Below are 22,481 nucleotides of genomic sequence, written 5' to 3'. Positions count from 1 at the left end.
CTTGGTCGCGACCCTAGTCGAGTAGAACCGTCCGTGCACTGGGAAGCAATGCCGCACCCGGCTGTTCTCCCCAGTGATTATAGGTTTGCACGCCGCCTGATCCGCGCACCTTCGCAAGCAAGCCAAGATCCACCTCGGCATACACCCACTGCGGCTTGTTCAACTCGCCAAGAGCAATTACCCCGCCGGCAGGAAATCCGGTATCAGATGCGACATACACCCCTGCCGCGCCAACATTCATCTCTACCGGCGGGCACCAGGGTGCCACGCCGACAGTCGGCGAGTGCACCGTGTAAACCTGGTTTTCCAGTGCGCGTGCCATGCACCCGGTGCGCACTCTCCAGTAGCCGTGCTCTGTTTCAGTGTTGGATGGCGCCAGTATGACTTCAGCGCCCGCCTCCGCCAGAGCGCGGGACAGTAGCGGAAACTCGATGTCATAGCAGATCACCAGCCCGACCTTCACATCGCCGAGATCAAACACGCACAGGCCATCAGGCGGTCCGGCGCTCACCTGCCATGGATCGCGCTCCCACGGCGTCATCATGAGCTTGTGATACTCACCTTGCCTGGCGGATGGCGCAAAAATCCGGGCCACATTGGTTGCACTGCCGTCTGCATGGCGTTGCGGGCCGGATGCCGCAACAATTGTCACCCCGTACTCGACCGCCAGCTGCTGATGCAACTCCGCCTGCAGTGGCAGCCGCTCTGACACCGCATCAATTGCCCCTTGCAGGTCCGCTGCCGCATCCTGGCCGGCAAGTGCTGCCAGTTCCATCGCACCATATTCCGGGAACACCAGCAATTGCGAACCCGCTGCTGCGGCCTCGTCCACCCAGCCGGTGATCTTGTCTGTGTATTCAGCCAGCGATGACAACTCATCGAGCGGATATTGGGCAGTAGCAATCTTGAAGGTACGGGTCATAATTGCTTCATCCAGAACTGCATCGACTTCTCGGTTTCTTCCGGCGCGCCGACATCTTTCCACGAATAGGCCGTCGTCATGCCGTCCAGCTTGTCAAACCCGCGCTTGCGCCAGAAGGCATCCAGCGGAACGTAAGTCTCCGGCTTCATCGGGTGACCGCTGGCGCGCACCACACCACAGAATACCGCGTGGCTGTAACTGCCGAAGCTGCGGGCATGGGCTTCACGTGCCTCGAAGAATTTTACGCCTGCTCCCTGACCGCGATAGGCAGGCAACAACAGGCTTTCAGCGAAATAGAAAATTTTCGACGTATCAAACCCGGCACGCTCGAACGGTCCTCGAAATTCTGCCGCCTCGCCTGCCATGGGAGCGGCTGTGGCGGCTCCCACAATGGTATCGCCATCGAAAGCGGCCGCCAGAAAGGCCCGGTCCGCATGCCTGAACCGGGCCAGGTAACCTTCTTCATAAGCCGGGTTTCCGTCATACAGGTACGGCCATGCCCGAAACACCTTGATGCGAAGGTTCGCCAGTGCGGGAATTGCAGCATCGAAATCAGGCCCGGCAAGCGATCTTACTGTGACGCTCATCGGTTAGCCGATCACCTGCCGGGTCCAGTCAGGCAGGCTGTAGTGAGTGGACACACGGCTAATCTTGCCGTCCTTGACCTCAAAGAAGGCGCCAACTGTCAGTTTGTAGGTTTGTCCGGCAGCCGGCGGCAATCCTTCATCGGTTGCAAGGTACTTGCCCTTGAGTTTGAATTCCGCCGCAGCGCGAGATCCGTCCGCCGACGTCATCACCACAATGTCTGACAATTGCTCATGGTAACACGCGTGCATATGGGCCAGGAACTCGGCAAACTTCTTCTTGCCCCTGCGCCTTTCACCCTGGCTTACGTCATGCACGAAACCTGCGCCCAGGCAATCCAGCATGGTGCCGGTGTCTTGCGCATTGAAGGCGGTGTAATAGCGATTGATGAGTTTACGTGTCGCTGCTGCGCTCATGGGTGAACTGCCCCGGAGTTTCGAGTTTGATGCCTGCTTCAGCGTCATAGCAGTGGCAGTCAAACCGGGGCAAGCCGGATTACGACCGGTCAGGGTACCGTTTCCGGCAGCAAAAAACCTGGCGCGCCAACCGGAGGGGAAATCACGGTGCGAGACTGGCGCGCCAGCAGTTGCCGCATCCGGGATTCGGATGTCGGCGTGGTGGAGACCCGGTTACGGTTTCAGGACCGGATAGGCGTACGAATAAATCAGGTCGCTGTCGCGCACCGGTTCATGGCAGGCAAGACACTCAGCCTTGTAGTCTTTTGTCGTTGTCTGCTTTTTGTCGTCCGCGCCGAAGAACGCCCAACCCCATCCGTCACCCCAGAGCGGGCCGGTATTCTTGCCTTCGGCATCCTTGACCATGACGAAATAACCGGCCACCTCGGCAGCAGACGTGGCACTGCCGGTGGTCAGGTCTTCGGTCTTGCCTTTAAACAACTCCTTTACGAGTACAGCACCATCAGGGAATTTCCCGGTTTTCCGATAGGCTTTGACGGTGCCGGGTGACGCATAAACTATGTGCTGGCCGATGTTGCCGCCGGTGTCAGCATCACCTGAAACCGCCCACGCGCCGAGGAACTCGTAATCGGTGCGGAAGTTGGCTGGAAGCTGTATGGTCTGTCCGCTTTGGGCGTTGGCCTGCTTGGTTGCCGGCAAGTCGCCCATCACAAGGCCTGCGACCATTGCCAGTCCCAGTATGCCGACACCGGCCTGGACTTTAGTGAAGTTCATTTCAATTTTCTCCGTTATCTATCTGAATTTTCTGAATATTTACTCGTTCAGCGGGCCGTAGAACCTGGTGAACACCATGTCCTTGGTCGCATTGTCGATATGGCACTGGGCGCAGTTCTCGACTGGCGCGGCAGCGGCTGTCTTGGCATATGGCGGAGCATGATGGCCGAAGTTGAAGTAGCCCCAATTGTTGCTTTCCGCGAAGCGTTTGGAGTCTTTCACGGCGATATCGATGCCGTTGAATGCGCCGGGGAAATATCCGCGCCCTGAAACTTCCGTCCGTGATCCGTCGGCTTCTTCGCTTTCCATCACAAGCTGCAGCTCCTTCAGCAGGATGGTGCCTTCCGGAAACTTGCCGCTCTGCTTGTAGATCTTGTAGGCCTGCGGCTGGATGTAGACATTGTGGTATTCCGGAAAACCTGCCTTGCCGTCGTTCAGGGCATTGGGTGTCAGGGGCGATCCCAGATAAACCCATTCGCGGTAACCGACGGGCAATTGCAGCTTGCCGTCACTGGCCCATTTCGGGCCCCAGTCGGCCATCTGCGCCGTGGCGGTCTGGTGCACACTGCCTGCGGAAAGCACTGCAACGGCACCGGCCAGAGCCACGGCCACTATAGTAGACTTCTTCATGATGGTTTCTCCTTGGACATATTCAGGCCTTCAGGCCCGGTTGCCACACAGTGTTGCGGCGACCGGCGCTTGCAACCAGCGCCCAGCGTTCTAGAATTCATGCAGATCGTACAAAGCAGGCCGATCGACATTGGCAATTCGAAAGGACGGAGGTAGGCCCGGTAGTCATGGACACAATCAGCAAGATCCTGGACATGATCCATGTGCGCAGCACGGTGTACTTCTCCAAGTCCGTGCTGGCTCCCTGGGGCATGGAAGTCATCGAGCAGCCCGGCATGTGCAGGTTTCATTTGATCATTGCCGGCTCGACCTGGATCAGGCTGTCGGATGGCAGCGAGGAGGTGCAACTGCACGCAGGTGATTATGTGATCATACCGCGTGGAAAATCCCATGTGCTTTCAAGCGAACCCGGCATCGTTGCGAACTCGACGCACAACGTCCCCGGTCCCGAACCGCTGCCGGTACCAATGTTCGAACCACGCCCGGCTCCGGAGCAGTCGACCCAGCTGCTGTGCGGTTACTTCCGCATTTCCTCGTTTGCACCGGACCTGATACCGGAACAGTTGCCGGCACTGCTGGTGGTTCGGGCCAGCGGTGCGCAGCGCCCCGAATATGTCGCGAACGTCAGATCACTGATACAGCACGAACTCGACACAATGGGTGCGGCATCCCTCATCATCCTGAACCGCCTGACCGAAGTGCTGTTTTTCTGCGCGCTTCGCGAATGGGCCAGCCAATCGTTTGTCGAGGGAGGCGCGCTTGCGGCCCTTTCCGATCAAAGACTGCAACGCGCGCTCAGTGCAATCCATGACAGTCCGGACCGCAACTGGACGATCGAGAGCCTGGCCCAGGTCGCGGGCCAGTCCCGCACTGCATTTGCATCAGGCTTTCGCCAGGCCATGGCGACAACCCCGATGGGCTATGTTACCCGGTATCGGACACTGCTGGCGCGCCGCATGCTGACCGAAACCAGCCTTGCTCTTGATGATATTGCCAGCCGCACCGGGTATTCCGACACCAACGCCTTCAGCCGGGCGTTCCGGCGCGCCATCGGCACATCACCCGGCGCATTCCGAAAATCTTCACGTACCTAGGATCTGTCGTCCGCCAGCTGCGTCACATCTTTGTACAAATAATCAACATATACGTTGACTATCAACATTACGGTTGATAGTTATCCAGCATGACACGAGCTCAGCCGACCAACGTCACCGATATCGCCGAACATCGTCTGGATGCCGTGTTTTCGGCTTTGTCGGATCCGGTCCGGCGCACCATTCTGGAGATGATCGCCGAGCGCGAATTGCTTGTGTCCGAGATTGCATCTGCTTTCGATATTTCGCTGCAGGCGGTCTCCAGGCACATCCAGGTTCTGGTGCGGGCCGGCCTGGTGCAACAGCAGCGCAGCGGCCGCATCAGCCGTTGCCGTATCGAAACCGGTCCGCTTTACGACGCAGCCGTGTGGCTCAACAGGTACACACAATACTGGCAGGACCAGTTCGATCTGCTCGCCACGCTGCTGGACACAGGCACCGCGCCAACCCGTGAGGAGAACAGTTCATGACCGTACACAAGCCGGATTTACAGAAGATGGGCGACTTGCATCAGCGCATCGTCGAGCTTCGCAAGCAGATGACCGAATTGATGAAAGCCGCACCACTCGAGGTGCCTGACTATACGTTCGAAACAATCGAGGGCAATGTCACTCTTTCCGGCCTGTTTGCCGGCAAACCCGATTTGCTGATGGTTCACAATATGGGCACCGGTTGCACCGGATGCACCTTGTGGGCGGACGGCTTCAACGGCATCTATCCTCACCTGGCAAACCGGGCGGCGTTTTGCGTATCCAGCCCCGACAAACCTGAAACCCAGCAGAAGTTTGCCACATCGCGCGGTTGGCGCTTCCCGATGGTCTCCCATCAAGGCAGCAGTTTCGCCGAAGACATGGGATATCGTGGCGAAGACGGAAGCTGGCATCCCGGGCTGTCGTCGTTCCGCATGGACAACGGCAAGATCACCCGCATCGCCACCACGCCAATGGGTCCGTTCGACGATTACTGCGCCATCTGGCACATGTTCAACCTGCTGCAAGACGGACCTGACGGATGGGAGCCGCAGTACAAATATGACGAAGCCGGGTAAAGCTGCTACCGGGGCCGGGTGGCGCAAGTCCCCGGCCGACCTGATTGACCTGTTTGCCTCGGTCCTGCCGGACGCGCCGAACGTGGAAAAACGGCAGATGTTCGGTTATCCGTGCGCATTCGTGAACGGCAACATGTTCACCGGCCTGCATCAGGAAGCACTGATTGTGCGGTTGGACGAAGAACACAGGAAACAACTCATTGACGAGGCCGGCGCCTGGCAGTTTGAACCCATCCCCGGTCGGCCGATGAGGGAGTATGTAGCCCTTCCCGATGCAGTGCTGGAAGACCGGGGCAAGCTCACCGAAGTCATCACTTCGGCCATGGAGTTTGCAGCGTCGCTTCCACCCAAGGTGAAAAAACCGCGCAAGAAGAAAACTACTGGCCTACGGTAGGCAAGGCGTCCACCCCTGACGGAAAAAAGCCGGGCCACGATTTCGCGAGGCCCGGCTTTCATTCATGTTTTCAGGGCTTACTTGTAGCAGGGATAACCTGCTGCTCTGCAATGATGCCATTTGCCCTTCTTGGTGCAATCATAGTGACGCACATGCGCCCAGTCCCACTTTCGGTAGCTGAGACCCACGAGAGCGGCCTTTGTTTGCCACTTGCGGCGGGCCCGCTGTTTGGCCTTTGACAGCTTCTTGGCCTTGGCAACGTTGGAGTGCAGGTAGCCCATGCACACTTCGCCATGGGGTGCGGCTGTTGCCGGTCGGCCGGCGTTGGCGGTGGAAGCCAGCGAGGTTGCGGCAATCGTCACGGCAACCGCCGCAAGAGTCAGTTTCAACATTTTCATCGTTTCGTTCCTTTACGTGTTCTTGTGGTTGCGCCGGTTCATTTGCACGGATAGGCAGCGGCCTTGCAGTGCCACCAGCCGCCGGGCTTGGAACAGTCATAGTGCTTGAACTTGCCCTTGTTCCACTTGCGATAGCTCCAGCCATAGTTCTTGCGAGCAAGCGATTCCCACTTGCCGCGAGCCCGCTGTTTTGCCTTGGATTGCTTCTTGGCTTTCGCCGTTGGGGAGTGGTGAAACCCCTTGCAGTCCAGTCCGTTGACGAAACCGGTGGGCAGACCGGCGCTTGCCGATCCGGCGTTCAGGACAAACAGTCCGGCAGCAATGGTGGAGAGAGTGAGTACGCGGGAGTACATGATAGTTTCCTTTTCGTTGCTCAAGTCGCCCGACCCGATGATCCGCACATTGATGAACTTGATCTGAACGAAAAGTGACTCCCGTGTTCACGGCGGGTTCAGGTTGCAGCAACGATTCTCGGAAGCTTTGTCCGCATAAAGAAAAAGGCCGGGCAAACTGCCCGGCCTTCAATAAGCCGTTGAAAGATTTGTATGCAGCCGTACCTGGCTGCAGCCGCGCTAGTTATCGAGGAAGCTCCGCAGTCTGCGCGACCTGCTTGGGTGTTTCAGTTTCCTCAGCGCCTTGGCTTCAATCTGGCGAATACGCTCGCGCGTCACCGAGAACTGCTGGCCGACTTCTTCCAGTGTGTGATCGGTGTTCATGCCGATACCGAAGCGCATGCGCAGCACACGTTCTTCACGCGGTGTCAGTGAGGCAAGCACGCGCGTCGTTGTCTCGCGCAGGTTTGCCTGAATGGCCGCGTCAATCGGCAGGATGGCGTTCTTGTCTTCAATGAAATCACCCAGATGCGAGTCTTCTTCATCGCCAACCGGTGTTTCAAGGCTGATCGGTTCCTTGGCGATTTTCATCACCTTGCGAACCTTTTCCAGCGGCATGGACAGCTTTTCAGCCAGCTCTTCCGGCGTCGGCTCGCGGCCAATTTCATGCATCATCTGACGCGATGTGCGCACGATCTTGTTGATGGTCTCGATCATGTGCACCGGAATACGGATGGTGCGCGCCTGGTCGGCGATCGAGCGGGTGATCGCCTGCCTGATCCACCAGGTTGCATAGGTCGAGAACTTGTAGCCGCGGCGGTATTCGAACTTGTCGACCGCTTTCATCAGGCCGATATTGCCCTCCTGGATAAGATCCAGGAACTGCAGGCCGCGATTGGTGTACTTTTTCGCAATGGAAATCACCAGGCGCAGATTGGCTTCGACCATTTCCTTCTTGGCGATGCGGGCTTCACGTTCGCCCTTCTGCACCGCATGCACGATGCGGCGGAATTCCGGAATCTGCAGGCCGGTATCGGATGCAAGCGAATGGATTTCCTCGCGGATATCCTTGATCGTGTCCTTCTCCTTGGCCACGAAGTCCTTCCAGCCGTGCTTGGAGAGCCGGGAGATACGGCGCAGCCAGTTGGCGTCGAGTTCTTCGCCCTGATATTCCTCAAGGAAGACCTTGCGCGGCACCTTGTGGCTTTCGGCCAGACGCAAAAGCCTGCCTTCCAGGGAAATCAGGCGACGGTTGATATCATAGAGCTGCTCAACCAGCGCTTCGATACGCGCCGCGTTCAGAGACAGGGATTTCACATCCTCGATGATCTCTTCGCGAAGCTTGCGGTAACGGCGTCCCTGGGACGGAGACAGCGCCGTCTTTTCGGAAACTTCCTGATCCTGCAGCTTGCGCAGTGACTTGTAGGTCTTGGCGATGCGGTCGAAGGTTTCGAGAACATGCGGCTTCAGTTCCGCTTCCATTGCGGCAAGCGATACATTTGCCTCTTCATCCTCATCATCTTCATCTTCGTCCGGCTGTTCAGCGGGTTCAAAATCATCCGCAGACAACACGTCATCGCCACCACCGCGGCGCGACCGCGACTTGGCGCGCATTTCTTCAGCGGCCTTTTCGCGTTTGTCGGCTTCCGCCTTGCGGGCTTCCTTTTCCTTGCGTTCACGCTCTTCAGGCGTCGGGGCTTCCACCTTCTTGGCATCCGGCCCGGCATAGGTTGCTTCGAGATCGATGATGTCACGCAGCAGGATTTTGCCTTCGTTCAGTTCGTCTCGCCAGATGATAATGGCCTGAAATGACAGCGGGCTTTCGCACAGGCCGGAAATCATTGCCTCGCGGCCGGCCTCGATGCGTTTGGCGATGGCGATCTCGCCTTCGCGCGACAACAGCTCGACCGTGCCCATCTCACGCAGATACATGCGCACTGGATCATCCGTACGGTCAGCTGACGCAGGCGTGTTGGAGGCCGTCTTGACGATGCCGGTCTGGGCGGTTTCGGCAACTTCCGTGGTGTCTTCGGTTTCTTCTTCGGTCTCGACCACGTTGATGCCCATATCAGTGAGCATCGCCATGATGTCTTCGATCTGTTCAGAAGATGTGTCGTCGGACGGCAGCACTTCGTTCAATTCGTCATAGGTCACAAACCCGCGTTGCTTGGCGAGTTTGATCATCCGCTTTACCGCAGCATTGCTGAGATCAAGTACCGGCCCGTCGGCAACGGCTTCTGTCGTTTCTGTATCGTCGGCCGACTTACCGGCTGCCGCATTCTTAGCGGGTGCTGCTGCGCTGCGTGCCTGTGCTTTCGCCATGCGTGTACGCTCACTTTTCTGTTTCGCGCTGTGCCCGATCTCTTTAAAGAAGGCTGTCACAGCACTATTGATTCGCTCGTTCGGTTTGCATGTCTTTATGCGGGATACCGCGTTAAACATGCCTTAATCATGTTTGGCCTGCCGCCAGAGCCGTTCATCTTGCCTCATTCAAACTTTCATTGGAGCTGGTAAGTCGGCCGGAATGCCTGTTTGCCTACCCGGCAGGGTTTGCCGTTCGACCGGAAGCTTCTCCGTATCCGTCAATCGTTGCCTCCGCTCCTGCCATGGAATTCAACTGTTCTCTCACCTCGTTGAGATGATTGAGATTTTCTTCCGTGGGGTCTTCGGCAAGGCGCATTTCCGCGCGTTTGAGTTCCTTTTCCAGCGTCACCAACTTCCGGTTCATCACCACCAACTGCTTTAGGCCGGTTCGAGCATCTGCGTCCGCAGCGTCCGTACCGGCAAACCAGCAATCATGATGCCTTGCCTGGGTATCGAGTGCATCAAGAACTGCGCCCATCCCGGTGTGGATTAAGTGGTCACGCAAGTCGTGCTTTTCAAGGTCTGCCCCAGAGGCACACGTATCTATGATTCGTCTGCGCAAAGAGTCAAGCTCGCTTGTTGGCACATCCATTGCGACAATATCGTCGATCATCTCTTCCGCCAGCACCGGATGGTTGATCAGCGTCAGCAGAATCAACCCTGTCCGGCGCTGCGTCGCGGCGTCGTGAACCGGCCTGCCCGCCATGGCCCGTAATTGCGGCGAGGCCGGGGTTTCAATCTCCCACGGCTCCTTCTGCCAACGTCCGCGCCCGGCTCCCGACGCACGGGCACCGCCAAACTTGCGTCCGCGTGATTTCTGCCATCTGTTGCCGCCGGAGCCCTGCAGCAGGGCTGCTACCCGCCCGCGCATGTCGTCGGCATAGTATTTACGCACTGTCGGATCTGCGATCGCGTTGACCGTCTGCATGAGATCCGCCTCGAAGCGGGCCTTGCGCTCAGGCGTTGAACGGTCGTTGCGCAACAATGCCCGCCGCCACACCATGCTCGCCATGGGTTCTGCCTGCTCTATGACCTGTTGCACGGCTTGCGAACCGCCGGAAGCCAACAGATCGTCCGGATCCTCGCCTTCCGGCAGGACCGCAAACTTCAACGAACTGCCCGGTGTCAGGCGCTCCAGCGCCAAATCAAGCGCCCTGTAGGCAGCTTTCATCCCGGCATCGTCACCATCAAAACACAATACCGGTTCCGGCGTGACCTTCCACATCATGGCAAGCTGGTCTTCGGTAAGCGCTGTGCCGAGCGGAGCAACCGCATGTGGCAGTCCTGCACGCGTCAGGGCGATCACATCCATATAGCCTTCGCAGGCAATCAGCGCGCTCACATCATGGGCGGGCTTGCGCGCCTTATCCATGTTGTACAACACGGTGCCTTTATGAAACAGCGGCGTTTCCGGCGAATTCAGGTATTTGGCCAGTGCATCCGGATTCATGGCCCGGCCGCCAAAGGCGATCACCCGTCCGCGAGGATCCCTGATCGGAAACATGATGCGGTCACGAAAGCGGTCATAGGCAGGCTTGCCATCATCCGGACGGATTACCAGCCCGGCCTCGTCCATCTGGTCGATTGTAATGTCACTGCTTGCCAGCACCTTCGACAGCGCATGGCGGTCATTCGGCGCAAACCCGATGCCAAACTCCCGCTGCACGTCTCCTGACAAACCGCGGTCGGACAGGTAACCGCGTGCCCTGGCTCCGGCCGATGCCTGCAGCTGCGCCACAAAAAACGCCTGGGCCAGTTCCATCACATCATACAGATTGGCCCGGCGTTGTTCGCGCGCTTCGGCCTCCGGGGAAAGCTGCGGCAGCTGGAGACCGGCCTCGGACGCCAGCCGCTCGACCGCTTCGGGGAACGGCACGCCCTCCTTCTGAACAAGATAGGTGAAGATGTCACCGCTTTCCTTGCAGCCGAAGCAGTGATAGCGGCCCTTTCGATCCTCACAGTGAAAGCTCGGCGTCTTTTCCCCATGAAAGGGACAGCACGCCCAGTAATCACCCTTGCCGGCATTTGTCTTGCGCTTGTCCCACTGCACAGACCGGCCGATGACCGAAGATATCGAAATCCTCGCTCTTATCTCGTCCAGAAATGATTGCGGAAAACGCATGTTCTACCCGTATGACCCGATCCAACGCCTTTGAACTAGCACGGTATCGGTATCACAGCATACTGCTACTCAACAGGCCCCAAAAGCAACGGCCGGCCTTCCATTCAGACACGGGGTTATCGCAACGAACAATGCGTCCGATTATGTCGTATGACAGCACGTTGTCCGGCAAATCATGCCAGGTTCACAAACGGCACTATCCAGGTTCCATTTACACAAATACAATCTGGAGTTGTGCTCGCCTCACCTGTCGTCGCCGAAGCGGGTGCAGCTTTGCGATTGAAATTTCTACGTTTTCTGAGTCTGACGGCATCAAATTTGACCGTCGTCAGTTTCAGTGCTTATTGATGTCTCTACCAAAAAATCGATGGTAAATCTATTTACCCAATCTGCAACACGAATCACCATGATCGGCACACGGTATTTCACTAAGGTAATGCATTCTTGCAATTGTTTTGACCCCCTCTAACTGAATAATATTCCTTCAACAACGCAACACAGCCCCTAACAGGGTTGCGTATCAGTGGGTGCGGCTGAAGGGATTGCGGAGTACTTGCTCCCCCCAGTTAAGGCATCGTGATCAATTCGAGGTCGCACCCACTGACTACTTGCGCTGACATCCTGATCCTGAAAAATCTGCACGACGGCGACAGCATGGATTGCGTCAGCCGAACATTTTCACGCCAAACTGATCTCGACGTACGGTCGAACCATTTCCGCTTCAGCCGGGTTCAGCCAGTTGTCGGCTCAAGCCGAAAATGCCCTGAAATCCTGAACTCGAACAAGCGATCCTCTATCTGGGTACCCGCACCAATATTGTGCACCACCAGTGCATGATTGCGCCCTTTTGCCGGGCGATTGGTGACAATGGCTATATGCGGCAGGTTTCCCGGCAGGCGCTGCGTGACAAGGTCCCCGGGCTGATAGTCCGCGCCGTCTTTCGTCACCGGCAGGTCAGCACCGCGGCGTTTCAGAAAATGTTCCAGGTTCGGCACTCTGCGATGGTCGATATTGCGGTCCGGCCGCTTTAGCCCCCAAATGGCCGGATAACCGCCAAACGCCGATTTCATGTCCTCATGAACGAGCTTCTGCAGATCGATACCGAATGCCGCCCTGTACGCCCGGATGACAACATCCGTGCACACGCCTCTTTGCATCGGCACATCTCCCAGCGGATAGGCAAGCCGTTTATAGGCCGGGTCATAGACCGTGGTCAGCCCGACCTGGGATTCCGCAGCCTCTACCAGCTTAACCGCCCAGTCTTCGGCCTTGAAAAGCGGCCGGTTGCTCTGTTGAGCCTCAACAGCAGAACCGGCAAACATGGACGCTGCAGAGCCGCCGAGTATGCCGGTGATACCCAGACCAAAAATCACGTGTCGCCGCAAAATCATAACTGTCCTCCCTGGCAATCAGTGCGATTCTTGAACACTAATGTGGCGAAAAACAGTGCTTCCGGGTTGTTGCAGATCATTCACGGCTTCAGCCGGGCACGCTGCATTCAACAGCTCCTAGCCGAGCAGATTCTTGACGATGGCACCGGCTTTGGCAAAGTCCATCTGTCCGGCATGGCGTTCTTTCAGAGCCCCCATCACCCGGCCCATGTCTTTCAAGCCTGATGCGTCCAGCTCTTTTACGACACCGGACACGGCAGCCTCGATTTCCGCAACCGAGAGCTGACGCGGCAGAAACTCTTCGATGATCTCTATCTCGGCGTTCTCGGTTGCAGCAAGTTCCGGTCTGCCGCCTTTTTCATAGGTTTCGGCAGACTCCCTGCGCTGCTTGATCATCTTGGACAGGATTTCCTGCATGCCGGCTTCCGTCAGGCTGTCATCCTTGCCGGTGCCACGGTTCTGGATTTCGCGATCCTTGAACGCCGCTGAAATCAACCTCAGCGTTGAAAGCCGCGTCTTGTCCTGGTCACGCATGGCCTCTTTCATGAGGGCGCTGACACGATCACGGATAGAATCACTCATCTGTATTGCCTTTCATGGCGGAGCGTCAAAAAGAGGGGCGACAATCGCACAATTGATACCCCCACCGTCTGACCCGCGCAAGCCGCACAGCCAAAACGTCACAATTCATGCAATTTCACGGGGACTGCGGGTCCGGCAGTGCTTGACGCAGACAGCACTGCTAACTAGTTTCCCGCCAAATTGCCCGAACGCATCTTTTGCGCACGGCAGCACCTCTCAAGTAAAAGGCCAGGAATTTCCTGGAAGGCCGATGTCGCCCACAAAGTCATCTTCCCGCCCGGCAAATCCCTTAACCGGCAGCGGTGTTGCAACCACGCCTGCCTGGACCGAGCAAGCCATGACAGCCCGGCTGGTTCTGGCCGACGGAACGGTGATCGAGGGCATCGGGCTCGGCGCAACAGGCCACGCTTCCGGCGAGCTGTGCTTCAACACCGCTATCACCGGCTATCAGGAAATCCTGACCGATCCGTCCTATGCCGGCCAGATCATCACGTTCACCTTCCCGCATATCGGCAATGTCGGTGCCAACGATGAAGACATCGAGACATTCAACCTTGCTGCAACGTCAGGGGTGCGCGGCTGCGTTCTGAAAGCCGATGTCACCAATCCTTCCAACTACCGCGCCGCAAAACATCTTCATGCCTGGTTGAAGGCCCGCAACATCATCGGCATTGCCGGAGTAGACACCCGCGCTCTCACGTCCCTGATCCGCGACAGGGGAATGCAAAATGCCGTAATCGCGCACAATGCCAAAGCAAAGTTTGATACCGGCGCACTGACCAGGCAAGCGGCCAAATGGCCCGGCCTTGAAGGAATGGATCTGGCAAAGGAAGTCTCCTGCACCCAGCGCTATGACTGGGATGAGACCTTGTGGGACCTGAAGACCGGCTACGGTCGCCAGCAGGACCCGAAACATCATGTCGTGGCGATGGACTTCGGTGCCAAGCGCAACATCCTGCGGTGCCTGGCGCAGCAAGGCTGCAAGATCACCGTGGTGCCCGGCAACACAAGCGGCGAGGAGATTCTTGCCCTCGAGCCGGACGGGGTATTTCTGTCAAACGGGCCCGGCGACCCGGCAGCAACCGGCGAGTATGCGGTACCCGAAATCCGCAAGCTGGTTGACAGTGGCAAGCCGGTGTTCGGCATCTGTCTCGGCCATCAGATGCTGGCACTGGCACTGGGCGGCACCACCGTAAAAATGCATCAGGGTCATCACGGGGCCAATCATCCGGTCAAGGACCACACCACCGGCAAGGTCGAGATAACCTCCATGAACCATGGCTTTGCGGTGGACGGAAAATCCCTGCCCGAAGGTGTTGCCGAAACCCATATATCGCTGTTCGACGGCTCCAACTGCGGCATTCAGCTTGAAGGCAAGCCGGTATTTTCGGTACAGCACCATCCGGAAGCATCACCCGGTCCGCAGGATTCGCACTATCTGTTCGCCCGCTTTGCTGATTACATAGCCGAAACGAAGTGATCCCGACCCAGTCCGGCCAGGCCCGATATGAACAAGACAAATATTGCCACCATGTTTGGTGCAACGGATGTATCCACTTTTCTCGGACTTCCATCGTGCCCGTCACCTGACCAGGTAAACGCCAAGGCCGCCATACTGGGCGTACCATGCGCGACACCTTATGCGTCCGTGGGCCCGTATTGCGCCAACGGTCCTGACGCCATCCGCGCAGCGGCGGCACCATATGCGGCCAATCTGGAGCACATGGACTTTGATTTTTCCGCCCCGCTGTTACCCGGAGGCCCGCAGGATGCATGTGATCTGGGAGATCTTGATTTCAGCGAAGACAGCGCATCCAATCGTGCTGCGATCAAGGCCGCGGTTTCCGCGATAGTCGAGCGTGGAGCCGTACCCATGGTTCTGGGTGGTGACGACAGCATACCGATCCCCATGTTGCAGGCGTTTGAAGGCCGCGACAAATACACCATTGTCCAGATTGACGCCCATATCGATTGGCGCGATGAGGTTGACGGTGAGCGCTGGGGGCTGTCGTCCACCATGCGGCGCGCATCCGAGATGGATCACATCGAACGCATCATACAGGTTGGCGCCCGCAATATCGGCTCGGCCCGGCCACAGGACTATGCCGATGCACTGGCCTGGGGCGTGAAGTTCTTCACGGCCCGCGACATCGCGTCCGGCGGCATGACACAGGTTGCAGATGCCATTCCGAACGGATCCAACGTAATCATCTGTTTCGACTGTGACGGACTTGATCCGGCAATCATGCCCGGCGTCATTGGCCGGGCGCCCGGCGGTCTCGGTTACTGGCAGACAATCGAACTGCTGAATGCAATCTCCGCAAAGGCGCGGATTTCAGCATTTGACCTGGTCGAGTTCATGCCGGATTGCGATGTTGACGGGCTTGGAGCGCTGACCGCCTACCGCATGGTGGCCGCAACGCTGGGTCTCGTTTGCCGGCAATAGGCCGGTACATGGGCAACGGCAATCAGTTCACGAACTGCAGCTTCCTGCCGCCGGCGTAAAAACCATCCGACTTCTGCTCAAAACTGCGACATCCGGCACCGCGGCCGGGGAAGTCACCGGATGGATCATAGCGATCACATATCCGGCCCTTTTCAACCCACCATCTGCCCTGCCCGCTGCTGGAGGCCGTTTTCCAGTTCAGGACACCTTCTTCACCCAACGTGATGGTTGCTCTTTTTCCATCGATACGCGAGGCAAGCACCTTTCCGGTCAGAGCTTCCTTGATCTCTGTTGAGTCCAGCGAACCGCGATAAGGAGCACTTGTGTTGCCTGATCCGTTGTCCGACGGGGTAAGCCCGGCCTGCACATCCGCCTTCGGTTTGGTCTTCTTGCGCGGCACAGGTGCCTTCTTGGTTTCCTTTTCCGCCGTTTTTGCTCTGGCTGCATCTGCTTTCGCAGCTTTGCTGCCGGGCTTAGGCCGGGGCACGGGAATATCGGATGCGGTACTGGTGTCGGTCTCTGTGGGTTTTTTTGCGTCACTGGCTTTCTTTGACCAGTTTCCGGCCCGCTTTACCCCGCTTTCATCAGAAAATGCACGATCACCCGCCAACACTCCCGGGCTGTCCACCACAGTAGCAGCAACGCCAAATGCAGATGCAGCCAGCAACACAAAAACACGTCTCATAAGGAACCTCTGTCACAATCCGTCTCCCGGCATAAACCGGGTTGATGACGACAAGTTACCAGTACTGCGGTTCAATCTCAACGTCGAGTAAGAAGTCTTCTGTCGAGCGCTGTTGCCTTCACCATCGCGTGTACGGCTTTGCCCGGTTTCAATTGCAATTCGTGGGCAGATGCCCGGCTGATACGCGCCCGTACCGCCTGACCTGCAACTGACAGCCTCACTTCGGCAAATGCCGTGTCTGCTTCCGCCTGTACTTCTTCGACCCTGGCCGGCAGGACATTGCGCAAAGACACACCCTCCGGCTTCTTGACCGCAATGGAAACGTCACGGGCCCGGATACGCAGCCGCACGACCTCTCCCACGGGAAAATCCAGGAACGGCACCTCGACCTGGACGCCTTCTGCGACGTCAAGCTCCGTCAGCGCAAACGCGGCGTTATGTTGCTTTACCTTTGCCTCAATGATCGATCCGGCTTCGAACCTGCCGGTAAACGGCGGCAAATCGAGCCGTGACATGAGATCAGCCGCGCGCCCGCTAGCCTCGATGCGTCCGCCGGCGATCAGCACCAGTTGGTTGGCCAGCCGGACAACCTCGTCGATCTGGTGCGTGACATAAATGACCGGCACCTGAAACCGTTCCGGAATCTGTTCGATGAAATTCAGTGCCTGGGCCCGCCGTTGCACATCCAGCGCACTTAGAGGTTCGTCCATCAACACGAGCCGCGGCCGGGTCAGCAGCGCGCGCGCCATCGCCACTCTTTGCCGTTCCCCGCCGGAGAGGCCCTGCGGCATGCGCTGCAGCAGATGCGCGATGTCGAACACCTCAATCACATCGTCGCGTGAAACCTCGGAGCCGTCGCCCTTGGCGCGGCGCTGCGCAAACGCGAGATTGCCCGCCACATCGAGGTGCGAAAACAACCGCGCATCCTGAAACACATGCGCCACCGGGCGTCGATGGGCCGGCACGAAAGTTTCGGCACCTGACTGCAACCAGGCCGTATCGTCAAACCGCACAACACCTTCGGCACCGCTCTCCAGTCCTGCTATTGTGCGAAGCGTCATGGACTTGCCCGACCCGTTTGGCCCGAACAGAACCGTTACGCCGTCAAGCGTCAGGGTTTCTGAAATGGCCAGATCAAAGCCGCCGCGAACCAGGCGGAAATCCAGGTCTAGCCGGCCGGCGCTCATTGACCCACCTTCATCGGTATAGACCGGTTCGCCGCAAAAACCCCGACCAGCACCGCAAACGACAGCAGCAGCAGGCCCGCTGACAGCATGTGGGCGGTTGCATAGTCGAGAGTTTCAACGCTCTCATAGATTGCAATGGAAACAACTTTCGTACGGCCGGGAATGTTGCCGCCAACCATCAACACGACACCGAACTCGCCCAGCACATGGGCAAACCCCAGTACCGATGCTGTCACGATGCCGCGCTTGGCCTGGGGAAGGCCGACACTGAAAAACCGGTCAAGCGGTCCTGCCCCAAGAGTGGCGGCATCTTCCAGCGGACCCGTACCCATGTCCTGGAATGCCTGCCGCATGGGCTGCACCACAAACGGCAGCGAATGGATCATCGAGGCAACCACAAGCCCGGTGAAACTGAATGTCAGCGTTCCTCCGGTCAGGCTTACCCACCAGCTGCCCAGCCAACCGGCGGGTCCTAGCAGTATCAGCAGATAAAACCCCAGCACCGTAGGCGGCAGCACAAGCGGCAATGTCGTCAGTGCTTCAACCGGTATCTTCATTCGCGACCGCGTGAACGCCAGCCACCACGCAACCGGCGTCGCCAGTATCAGCAGCAGTACCACGGAGATGGTGGCCAACTGCGCAGTGAGCCATATGGCATCGAAAACCTCAGCCGTCATGGACGAGACACTCCATAGCCGAACCGGCTGATAATGCCGGCAACCCGGTCTGATTTCATGAAGTTCATGAACGAGCGTGCCACGGGATTGTTCTCGGCCCGCATGATCAGCACCCCGTCCTGCAATATCGGCTCGTGCAATGTGTCCGGTACATCAATCCAATGGCCCTTCTGGTTTTCAGGCAGGCTGGCAAGTTGTGACTTTGCAATCAACCCCGCCGTCACGTTGCGCGACGCGGCCATTGCAAAAGTCTGGCCGATGTTCTCGCCGTATACAAACCTGCCTGCAAGGGTTTTAAGCAAGTCCAGCCGATCAAGTGCCTGCTCTGCGGCAAGGCCGTATGGGGCCAGTTTCGGATTGGCCATGGCAATCCGCGAAACTCCCGTGACGTCAAGAGATCCAAGCTCAGTTCCCGTCAACGGCAATCTGTCGCGTGACCACAATACCAGCGTTCCGGTTGCATAGGTGAACCGGCTGCCTGCCACGGCCGCCTTTTTGTCGATCAGCAGTCGGGGCCGCGCCTGGTCGGCAGCCAGGAAGACATCAAACGGCGCGCCGGCCAGAATCTGTGTTGCCAGTTTGCCCGTTGCACCAGCCACCAGCACTACCGAATGGCCGGTGTCTTCTTCGAAGACTGCGGAAATATCACGTGCAGGCAGCAAGAAATTGGTCGCCACGGCAACCACCACCTCACCTGCCCTGGCCGAATCCGCGGACAACGCCATCAAGATCATGCCGGCGACAAGCCAGTTCAGCGCGATTTTTTTCATGAACAGTGCATACACCAGAAACCGGCGAAGTATTCAAGGTTTCACCCTTGCATCGCAAAAAACCCCGAAAATCAGCCATTTCTACATGTGTCTGATTCCTGAACGGCAGATGAACGGCCTGTTCAGCCAACATTCGGCCCTGCCCGACTAGTGTGATCTTCATCAGACGGCCTCCGGCACCCCTCAACTGCCGAAACGAAAAGGAGGAAGAAATGACAAAGACACTAACAGCAGCAGGCCTGGCAGGCGCGCTTGTGATTTTCGCAGCCTTCTCATCCATGGCAGCACCGGCAATTCAGACACTGGAAACCAACGAAACCAACGTCACGGTGATTTACAAGACCAACCCCAACTGGCCGATCCGCGGCATGATGAGTGTTGACCCTTGTGACCTTCGCCAGTGTCAGGAGATTTAACGTATCGAACGAACAGCCTTTGAAGAACCACTGTCCGGGGCAGCCCCTGGACGGTGTCAGGGAACCGGGTCGCGACGAGCTCCGCATGACCCATCCGCCCCTCTCGCCATGCTTGTTTGGCGTGTGCCCGGTCCCTGACTTGGATTCGTCTCTGACGCTCACTATATCAATGAGTATGAGACTGGTAGCCTGCCCCAATCCTCTCGACCCCTAGAGGATCTCCCCTGCAAACCGGGACGGACTGCCAAAACTCGAAGGGCCCCGCTCACACCATGTGTGACGGGGCCCTTTTCTTAATCTGAAGAAGATGGGAAGTTTTAATCCACAATCACTTTCGCGCCAACCTTCACCATGTCGTACAGCGAGATCACGTCTTCATTGCGCAGGCGAATACAGCCTGATGATACCGATTCGCCGATCGTCCATGGCTGATGCGTGCCGTGGATCCGGTACAGTGTATTGCCCAGATAAAGCGCGCGCGCGCCGAGCGGGTTGTCTTCGCCGCCTTCCATACGCTCCGGCAGGTGCGGCTCACGCTCGCGCATTTCTGCCGGCGGATGCCAGGCCGGCCATTCGGCCTTTCGTGACACTTTTTCTTCGCCACGCCAGCGGAAACCGCGACGACCGACACCAATGCCGAACCGCTTCGCCTTGCCGCCTTCCTGTACCACGTACAAATACTTCTTGCGGGTGCTGATGATAACAGTTCCCGGCTTTTCGCTACTGCTGTAGTTTATTTCGGCAGGCAGGTATTTGGAGTCCATTTTCCAGGTGTTGGACCCGAAATTGTATCTCACATTGTTGTAGACCGACCCGGTCTGGTTTTCAGCACTCGCTACGCCCGCATTCATCGAGACTGCTGCCGCAACAATGGCCACTGCTGAAAGAATAGTTCTCGCCTGCATCGTCCACTCCTCTGTCGCCATGTGATTAATCCCACATCTTCGACGCCACAATCACTCTACATTCTACCCAACGTCAAGACTTGACACCGCATTAACCGCACCTGAACACACCATTCAGGCGAGATTTTGCCAGACTGTGGCACAAAAGACACACAGAAACACCGTTGCAACAGGTGTTTAACAAAGAATCAGGAATGGAACCGATCATGATCAGAAATTCAAAGGCAAAAGCCCTGTTACCGGCCAACGGCTCCACAGCGATGTTCGCCATCGCTGCGGCACTGGTATTCAACACCCTGTCTCCGGCACACGCGGCAACATCTGCAAGAATGTTCTCTTCACCGGACTATCTCGGGCAGCCGGTTGCATTCTGCCTTGAAGGCGACCGGGGCTGCGGCAAGCCTGCAGCAACCGTATGGTGCCAGCGGAACGGATATGAAACAGCCCTGAGCTACGCCCGGCGCTCGCCTGCGGCCGGGACTGAACTGCGCTTTGTCGATACCGGCAACATCTGCACCTCCGGCAACTGCATCTCGTTCCGGCAAATCAGGTGCCTGAGGCAGACCGACTAGGGCCCCAGCGCCGACCCGCCGCGTCAGATCATCCGGTATCACTCAATTGGTGACAGCAGTTCCGGCGCCGTCACCAACTGACGAATACCGTGAGAGTGATCTTCCTCGAACACATTGCCGTCCCCGGCCCATTTGTGCAGTGAATTCACGTCAATCTTGGCGCACTGCGGACGCACGCTCCAGGTAACCTGCAAAGGCGAACACTTGGATTGAGTGTACTTCGGCCCTGTCGTGGACCCGGCAAAAACGACCGGCGTACCGGTTCCCTCCGGCAACGACTTTGGCTGATGCAATCCATTCTGGATATTGCCCGCATATGCAAAGTCCGCAAAATTCAGGGCATTCTTGTCGTTCACGACCAGAAAGACCTGGGTTTCCACCCGTAATTCGGGGTTGCTGCATTTTTCACTGAGGCAGGAACCAAGCCCTTTGCCTGGTGAGACATCACATGACGAGTGAACCCAGTGCACCTCAATCGTATCGCCCGGCTTGATGCCTTTGAACGAGGCGGTTCCGGCATCCGGTTGCTTCAACTCCGCTTCAGTCAGTTCGGAAGTCTGGTTACATTTGTAACCGCCATGCTCGCCGGGCCCGGCATGTACAGTAAAACCCGGTCCTTTGTGTTCCGCGTTTGTGTGAGTGTGAATGTTACAGAGATTCATTTCAGATGCTTGCGGCGCAAGAGTGAATTTGCGTGCATTTACACCCAGCTTGCTCGAAATATCTCGTGGCGTTTGCGGGCCAAATCCTACGCACAAGTCCTGACCAGATGCTGTACCTGACACCATCAATCCTGCTCCGAACGCAAACATGCAACTCGCTAAACCCACTTTGTTCATGGCTCTCATGTTCCTCTGTTGTCTTCAGCCAGATCCCAGGGGCCAAATGCTCCTTGATGCAAAGCGATCTGGAAAAAACCGGGAATCCATCCGCATTCATCACCGGACATCTCGGCTCAACGAGTACACCTGCGCTTCCACAATGAAACGAAAGATTTACGCTTTGTTTACCTGTTGGGCGGCAATGTTTCCAATCAACTCATCAACCTGGCTTTTTGGACATTTGCTAACCTATGCGCGCCGGCACCCCTGACACCTCACTGCTCTCAAAGCTCTTGCGCGAGCGCATTTCGTCGAGCCGGCAGTCAGCAACCGGCGAACCGGCAACGGCCAGCCAAGCTTCACCTGAGCGCATCGAACAACGCTCATCTGCCGTTATCGGCGCGTTGATGCGCGATACCCGTGACGCCTATGATCGCCAGCAGGCTACCCGGCCAGCACCTGAAGCGGATACCGCCGAACCGGTGCCGGAAGTCCCGGCCCAGGTATCCACCGACGACCCCGAACCTGGAGATTTGTCGGCCTTCATCCTGGCCACCCTCAACGACTGTGAATGGCCCGAGTGGGTTTCAGCGCGGTGCAGTTTTCCACAAAACGGGCCTGTCGCGGCCACCGGCAGCGAAGCCGCGCTTGCGGCCATTGCCGCGCTGACCCAGCAGGTGTTCACGGATGCCGGTGAAGATGGCGACGATCTGACCGTTGAGGTGTTCACCGGCTCTGCGTCCGGTTCAGCCCGCCTCATCGTATCCGGCCCGTTCGGACTGTCCATGAAGACACTGAAATTGATCATGAAGTCGCGTAGCGAAATTGAAGCCATAGGCGGCGCGCTGATTACCGTCAGGGCCTCCGACACCGCGGGCTTTGAAGCGCTGATTCCCGAAAAGCAATAGCAGAACATCCGTTTGCACCGGCGAATCTGCGCAAATTTCGTG

General features: G+C 57.6%; 26 protein-coding genes. 9 read left to right on the top strand and 17 right to left on the bottom strand.

Translation table 11 applies throughout. From position 1 onward, the window contains the following. Positions 1 to 13 precede the first annotated feature (13 nt). From DHN55_RS10340 to DHN55_RS10320, 5 genes are all read right to left on the bottom strand, one after another. A complete protein-coding gene (locus DHN55_RS10340) occupies positions 14 to 922 on the bottom strand; it encodes a nitrilase-related carbon-nitrogen hydrolase (RefSeq protein ID WP_108881207.1) in 909 nt (302 codons plus the stop codon). Beyond that, positions 919 to 1,509: a GNAT family N-acetyltransferase gene (locus DHN55_RS10335; protein ID WP_108881206.1), complete on the bottom strand. Its 591-nt coding sequence runs from the start codon at positions 1,507 to 1,509 to the stop codon at positions 919 to 921. Before DHN55_RS10335 ends, DHN55_RS10340 begins: the two co-directional genes overlap by 4 nt. A 3-nt stretch (positions 1,510 to 1,512) precedes the next feature. Further along, positions 1,513 to 1,923, bottom strand: a complete 411-nt coding sequence (locus tag DHN55_RS10330) for a ketosteroid isomerase-related protein (protein WP_108881205.1) — start codon at positions 1,921 to 1,923, stop codon at positions 1,513 to 1,515. A 213-nt stretch (positions 1,924 to 2,136) separates the two neighbouring features. Next, a complete protein-coding gene (locus tag DHN55_RS10325; protein WP_108881204.1) occupies positions 2,137 to 2,697 on the bottom strand; it encodes a cytochrome P460 family protein in 561 nt (186 codons plus the stop codon). Positions 2,698 to 2,736: 39 nt separating this feature from the next. Then, a complete protein-coding gene (locus DHN55_RS10320; RefSeq protein ID WP_108881203.1) occupies positions 2,737 to 3,327 on the bottom strand; it encodes a cytochrome P460 family protein in 591 nt (196 codons plus the stop codon). A 167-nt stretch (positions 3,328 to 3,494) separates the two neighbouring features. Between DHN55_RS10320 and DHN55_RS10315 the strand changes: the two genes are divergently transcribed. The 4 genes from DHN55_RS10315 to DHN55_RS10300 all read left to right on the top strand — a co-directional run bounded on the left by DHN55_RS10315 (position 3,495) and on the right by DHN55_RS10300 (position 5,863). Continuing rightward, complete coding sequence (locus DHN55_RS10315) at positions 3,495 to 4,421, top strand: cupin domain-containing protein (protein ID WP_108881202.1); 927 nt, start codon at positions 3,495 to 3,497, stop codon at positions 4,419 to 4,421. A gap of 89 nt (positions 4,422 to 4,510) precedes the next feature. Next, positions 4,511 to 4,891: a metalloregulator ArsR/SmtB family transcription factor gene (locus DHN55_RS10310; RefSeq protein WP_108881201.1), complete on the top strand. Its 381-nt coding sequence runs from the start codon at positions 4,511 to 4,513 to the stop codon at positions 4,889 to 4,891. After that, entirely contained in the window at positions 4,888 to 5,469 is a 582-nt protein-coding gene (locus tag DHN55_RS10305) for a DUF899 family protein (RefSeq protein WP_108881200.1), read from the top strand. Before DHN55_RS10310 ends, DHN55_RS10305 begins: the two co-directional genes overlap by 4 nt. Beyond that, positions 5,453 to 5,863, top strand: coding sequence for a TfoX/Sxy family protein (locus DHN55_RS10300; RefSeq protein ID WP_108881199.1), 411 nt, complete (start codon positions 5,453 to 5,455; stop codon positions 5,861 to 5,863). Before DHN55_RS10305 ends, DHN55_RS10300 begins: the two co-directional genes overlap by 17 nt. Positions 5,864 to 5,940: 77 nt before the next feature. Here DHN55_RS10300 and DHN55_RS10295 read toward each other — a convergent pair whose 3' ends face one another. The 6 genes from DHN55_RS10295 to DHN55_RS10270 all read right to left on the bottom strand — a co-directional run bounded on the left by DHN55_RS10295 (position 5,941) and on the right by DHN55_RS10270 (position 13,052). Next, on the bottom strand, positions 5,941 to 6,261 hold the full coding sequence (locus DHN55_RS10295) for a hypothetical protein (RefSeq protein ID WP_337660137.1): 321 nt from the start codon (positions 6,259 to 6,261) through the stop codon (positions 5,941 to 5,943). Positions 6,262 to 6,299: 38 nt separating this feature from the next. Beyond that, positions 6,300 to 6,614, bottom strand: coding sequence for a hypothetical protein (locus tag DHN55_RS10290; protein WP_337660136.1), 315 nt, complete (start codon positions 6,612 to 6,614; stop codon positions 6,300 to 6,302). A gap of 219 nt (positions 6,615 to 6,833) precedes the next feature. Further along, the gene (gene rpoD, locus DHN55_RS10285) at positions 6,834 to 8,915 is read right to left on the bottom strand and encodes an RNA polymerase sigma factor RpoD (RefSeq protein WP_108881812.1); all 2,082 of its coding nucleotides are present in this window, start codon (positions 8,913 to 8,915) and stop codon (positions 6,834 to 6,836) included. A gap of 214 nt (positions 8,916 to 9,129) precedes the next feature. After that, positions 9,130 to 11,079: a DNA primase gene (gene dnaG, locus DHN55_RS10280; RefSeq protein WP_108881196.1), complete on the bottom strand. Its 1,950-nt coding sequence runs from the start codon at positions 11,077 to 11,079 to the stop codon at positions 9,130 to 9,132. Between the two features lie 731 nt (positions 11,080 to 11,810). Next, positions 11,811 to 12,470, bottom strand: coding sequence for a DUF1287 domain-containing protein (locus tag DHN55_RS10275; RefSeq protein WP_337660135.1), 660 nt, complete (start codon positions 12,468 to 12,470; stop codon positions 11,811 to 11,813). Between the two features lie 117 nt (positions 12,471 to 12,587). Continuing rightward, positions 12,588 to 13,052 (bottom strand): GatB/YqeY domain-containing protein, encoded by a 465-nt coding sequence (locus tag DHN55_RS10270; RefSeq protein WP_108881195.1) that lies wholly within the window; start codon positions 13,050 to 13,052, stop codon positions 12,588 to 12,590. 337 nt (positions 13,053 to 13,389) lie between these two features. On the opposite strand from DHN55_RS10270, the gene carA reads away from it, so the two are divergent. Beyond that, positions 13,390 to 14,532, top strand: a complete 1,143-nt coding sequence (gene carA, locus DHN55_RS10265; protein WP_108881810.1) for a glutamine-hydrolyzing carbamoyl-phosphate synthase small subunit — start codon at positions 13,390 to 13,392, stop codon at positions 14,530 to 14,532. Between the two features lie 27 nt (positions 14,533 to 14,559). Continuing rightward, positions 14,560 to 15,498, top strand: a complete 939-nt coding sequence (locus DHN55_RS10260) for an arginase family protein (protein WP_108881194.1) — start codon at positions 14,560 to 14,562, stop codon at positions 15,496 to 15,498. 22 nt (positions 15,499 to 15,520) lie between these two features. On the opposite strand, the gene DHN55_RS10255 is transcribed toward DHN55_RS10260, so the two are convergent. From DHN55_RS10255 to modA, 4 genes are all read right to left on the bottom strand, one after another. After that, entirely contained in the window at positions 15,521 to 16,183 is a 663-nt protein-coding gene (locus DHN55_RS10255) for a hypothetical protein (protein ID WP_108881193.1), read from the bottom strand. Between the two features lie 77 nt (positions 16,184 to 16,260). Further along, positions 16,261 to 17,370, bottom strand: coding sequence for a molybdenum ABC transporter ATP-binding protein (gene modC / locus DHN55_RS10250; RefSeq protein WP_108881192.1), 1,110 nt, complete (start codon positions 17,368 to 17,370; stop codon positions 16,261 to 16,263). Next, on the bottom strand, positions 17,367 to 18,047 hold the full coding sequence (gene modB / locus DHN55_RS10245) for a molybdate ABC transporter permease subunit (RefSeq protein ID WP_108881191.1): 681 nt from the start codon (positions 18,045 to 18,047) through the stop codon (positions 17,367 to 17,369). The genes modC and modB overlap by 4 nt, the downstream gene beginning before the upstream one ends. Next, a complete protein-coding gene (modA, locus tag DHN55_RS10240; protein WP_108881190.1) occupies positions 18,044 to 18,817 on the bottom strand; it encodes a molybdate ABC transporter substrate-binding protein in 774 nt (257 codons plus the stop codon). Before modA ends, modB begins: the two co-directional genes overlap by 4 nt. Before the next feature lie 212 nt (positions 18,818 to 19,029). Here modA and DHN55_RS10235 point away from each other — a divergent pair, with 212 nt between their 5' ends. Next, entirely contained in the window at positions 19,030 to 19,233 is a 204-nt protein-coding gene (locus DHN55_RS10235) for a hypothetical protein (protein ID WP_337660134.1), read from the top strand. Between the two features lie 317 nt (positions 19,234 to 19,550). Here the strand turns inward: DHN55_RS10235 and DHN55_RS10230 are convergent, their stop codons facing one another. Next, positions 19,551 to 20,159 carry a L,D-transpeptidase family protein gene (locus tag DHN55_RS10230; protein ID WP_108881188.1) on the bottom strand — a complete coding sequence of 203 codons (609 nt, stop codon included), beginning with the start codon at positions 20,157 to 20,159 and terminating at the stop codon, positions 19,551 to 19,553. 185 nt (positions 20,160 to 20,344) lie between these two features. On the opposite strand from DHN55_RS10230, the gene DHN55_RS10225 reads away from it, so the two are divergent. Then, positions 20,345 to 20,710: a hypothetical protein gene (locus DHN55_RS10225; RefSeq protein ID WP_337660133.1), complete on the top strand. Its 366-nt coding sequence runs from the start codon at positions 20,345 to 20,347 to the stop codon at positions 20,708 to 20,710. Positions 20,711 to 20,748: 38 nt separating this feature from the next. Here the strand turns inward: DHN55_RS10225 and DHN55_RS10220 are convergent, their stop codons facing one another. Beyond that, positions 20,749 to 21,372: a delta-class carbonic anhydrase gene (locus tag DHN55_RS10220; protein ID WP_108881809.1), complete on the bottom strand. Its 624-nt coding sequence runs from the start codon at positions 21,370 to 21,372 to the stop codon at positions 20,749 to 20,751. A 410-nt stretch (positions 21,373 to 21,782) separates the two neighbouring features. On the opposite strand from DHN55_RS10220, the gene DHN55_RS10215 reads away from it, so the two are divergent. Continuing rightward, positions 21,783 to 22,439, top strand: coding sequence for a hypothetical protein (locus tag DHN55_RS10215; RefSeq protein WP_108881186.1), 657 nt, complete (start codon positions 21,783 to 21,785; stop codon positions 22,437 to 22,439). The last annotated feature ends 42 nt before the right edge of the window (positions 22,440 to 22,481 follow it).

The sequence above is a fragment of the Anderseniella sp. Alg231-50 genome (assembly GCF_900149695.1).
GTDB lineage: Bacteria > Pseudomonadota > Alphaproteobacteria > Rhizobiales > Aestuariivirgaceae > Anderseniella.
The sequence above is the reverse complement of the archived record's forward strand: the minus strand, read 5'-3'. Positions and strand labels throughout refer to the sequence as shown.

Bases quoted from the DNA above. Each gene is read 5' to 3' on its own strand.
- DHN55_RS10340 (WP_108881207.1), bottom strand. From the start codon at position 922: ATGACCCGTACCTTCAAGATTGCTACTGCCCAATATCCGCTCGATGAG.
- DHN55_RS10335 (WP_108881206.1), bottom strand. From the start codon at position 1,509: ATGAGCGTCACAGTAAGATCGCTTGCCGGGCCTGATTTCGATGCTGCA.
- DHN55_RS10330 (WP_108881205.1), bottom strand. From the start codon at position 1,923: ATGAGCGCAGCAGCGACACGTAAACTCATCAATCGCTATTACACCGCC.
- DHN55_RS10325 (WP_108881204.1), bottom strand. From the start codon at position 2,697: ATGAACTTCACTAAAGTCCAGGCCGGTGTCGGCATACTGGGACTGGCA.
- DHN55_RS10320 (WP_108881203.1), bottom strand. From the start codon at position 3,327: ATGAAGAAGTCTACTATAGTGGCCGTGGCTCTGGCCGGTGCCGTTGCA.
- DHN55_RS10315 (WP_108881202.1), top strand. From the start codon at position 3,495: ATGGACACAATCAGCAAGATCCTGGACATGATCCATGTGCGCAGCACG.
- DHN55_RS10310 (WP_108881201.1), top strand. From the start codon at position 4,511: ATGACACGAGCTCAGCCGACCAACGTCACCGATATCGCCGAACATCGT.
- DHN55_RS10305 (WP_108881200.1), top strand. From the start codon at position 4,888: ATGACCGTACACAAGCCGGATTTACAGAAGATGGGCGACTTGCATCAG.
- DHN55_RS10300 (WP_108881199.1), top strand. From the start codon at position 5,453: ATGACGAAGCCGGGTAAAGCTGCTACCGGGGCCGGGTGGCGCAAGTCC.
- DHN55_RS10295 (WP_337660137.1), bottom strand. From the start codon at position 6,261: ATGAAAATGTTGAAACTGACTCTTGCGGCGGTTGCCGTGACGATTGCC.
- DHN55_RS10290 (WP_337660136.1), bottom strand. From the start codon at position 6,614: ATGTACTCCCGCGTACTCACTCTCTCCACCATTGCTGCCGGACTGTTT.
- rpoD (WP_108881812.1), bottom strand. From the start codon at position 8,915: ATGGCGAAAGCACAGGCACGCAGCGCAGCAGCACCCGCTAAGAATGCG.
- dnaG (WP_108881196.1), bottom strand. From the start codon at position 11,079: ATGCGTTTTCCGCAATCATTTCTGGACGAGATAAGAGCGAGGATTTCG.
- DHN55_RS10275 (WP_337660135.1), bottom strand. From the start codon at position 12,470: ATGATTTTGCGGCGACACGTGATTTTTGGTCTGGGTATCACCGGCATA.
- DHN55_RS10270 (WP_108881195.1), bottom strand. From the start codon at position 13,052: ATGAGTGATTCTATCCGTGATCGTGTCAGCGCCCTCATGAAAGAGGCC.
- carA (WP_108881810.1), top strand. From the start codon at position 13,390: ATGACAGCCCGGCTGGTTCTGGCCGACGGAACGGTGATCGAGGGCATC.
- DHN55_RS10260 (WP_108881194.1), top strand. From the start codon at position 14,560: ATGAACAAGACAAATATTGCCACCATGTTTGGTGCAACGGATGTATCC.
- DHN55_RS10255 (WP_108881193.1), bottom strand. From the start codon at position 16,183: ATGAGACGTGTTTTTGTGTTGCTGGCTGCATCTGCATTTGGCGTTGCT.
- modC (WP_108881192.1), bottom strand. From the start codon at position 17,370: ATGAGCGCCGGCCGGCTAGACCTGGATTTCCGCCTGGTTCGCGGCGGC.
- modB (WP_108881191.1), bottom strand. From the start codon at position 18,047: ATGACGGCTGAGGTTTTCGATGCCATATGGCTCACTGCGCAGTTGGCC.
- modA (WP_108881190.1), bottom strand. From the start codon at position 18,817: ATGAAAAAAATCGCGCTGAACTGGCTTGTCGCCGGCATGATCTTGATG.
- DHN55_RS10235 (WP_337660134.1), top strand. From the start codon at position 19,030: ATGACAAAGACACTAACAGCAGCAGGCCTGGCAGGCGCGCTTGTGATT.
- DHN55_RS10230 (WP_108881188.1), bottom strand. From the start codon at position 20,159: ATGGCGACAGAGGAGTGGACGATGCAGGCGAGAACTATTCTTTCAGCA.
- DHN55_RS10225 (WP_337660133.1), top strand. From the start codon at position 20,345: ATGATCAGAAATTCAAAGGCAAAAGCCCTGTTACCGGCCAACGGCTCC.
- DHN55_RS10220 (WP_108881809.1), bottom strand. From the start codon at position 21,372: ATGAATCTCTGTAACATTCACACTCACACAAACGCGGAACACAAAGGA.
- DHN55_RS10215 (WP_108881186.1), top strand. From the start codon at position 21,783: ATGCGCGCCGGCACCCCTGACACCTCACTGCTCTCAAAGCTCTTGCGC.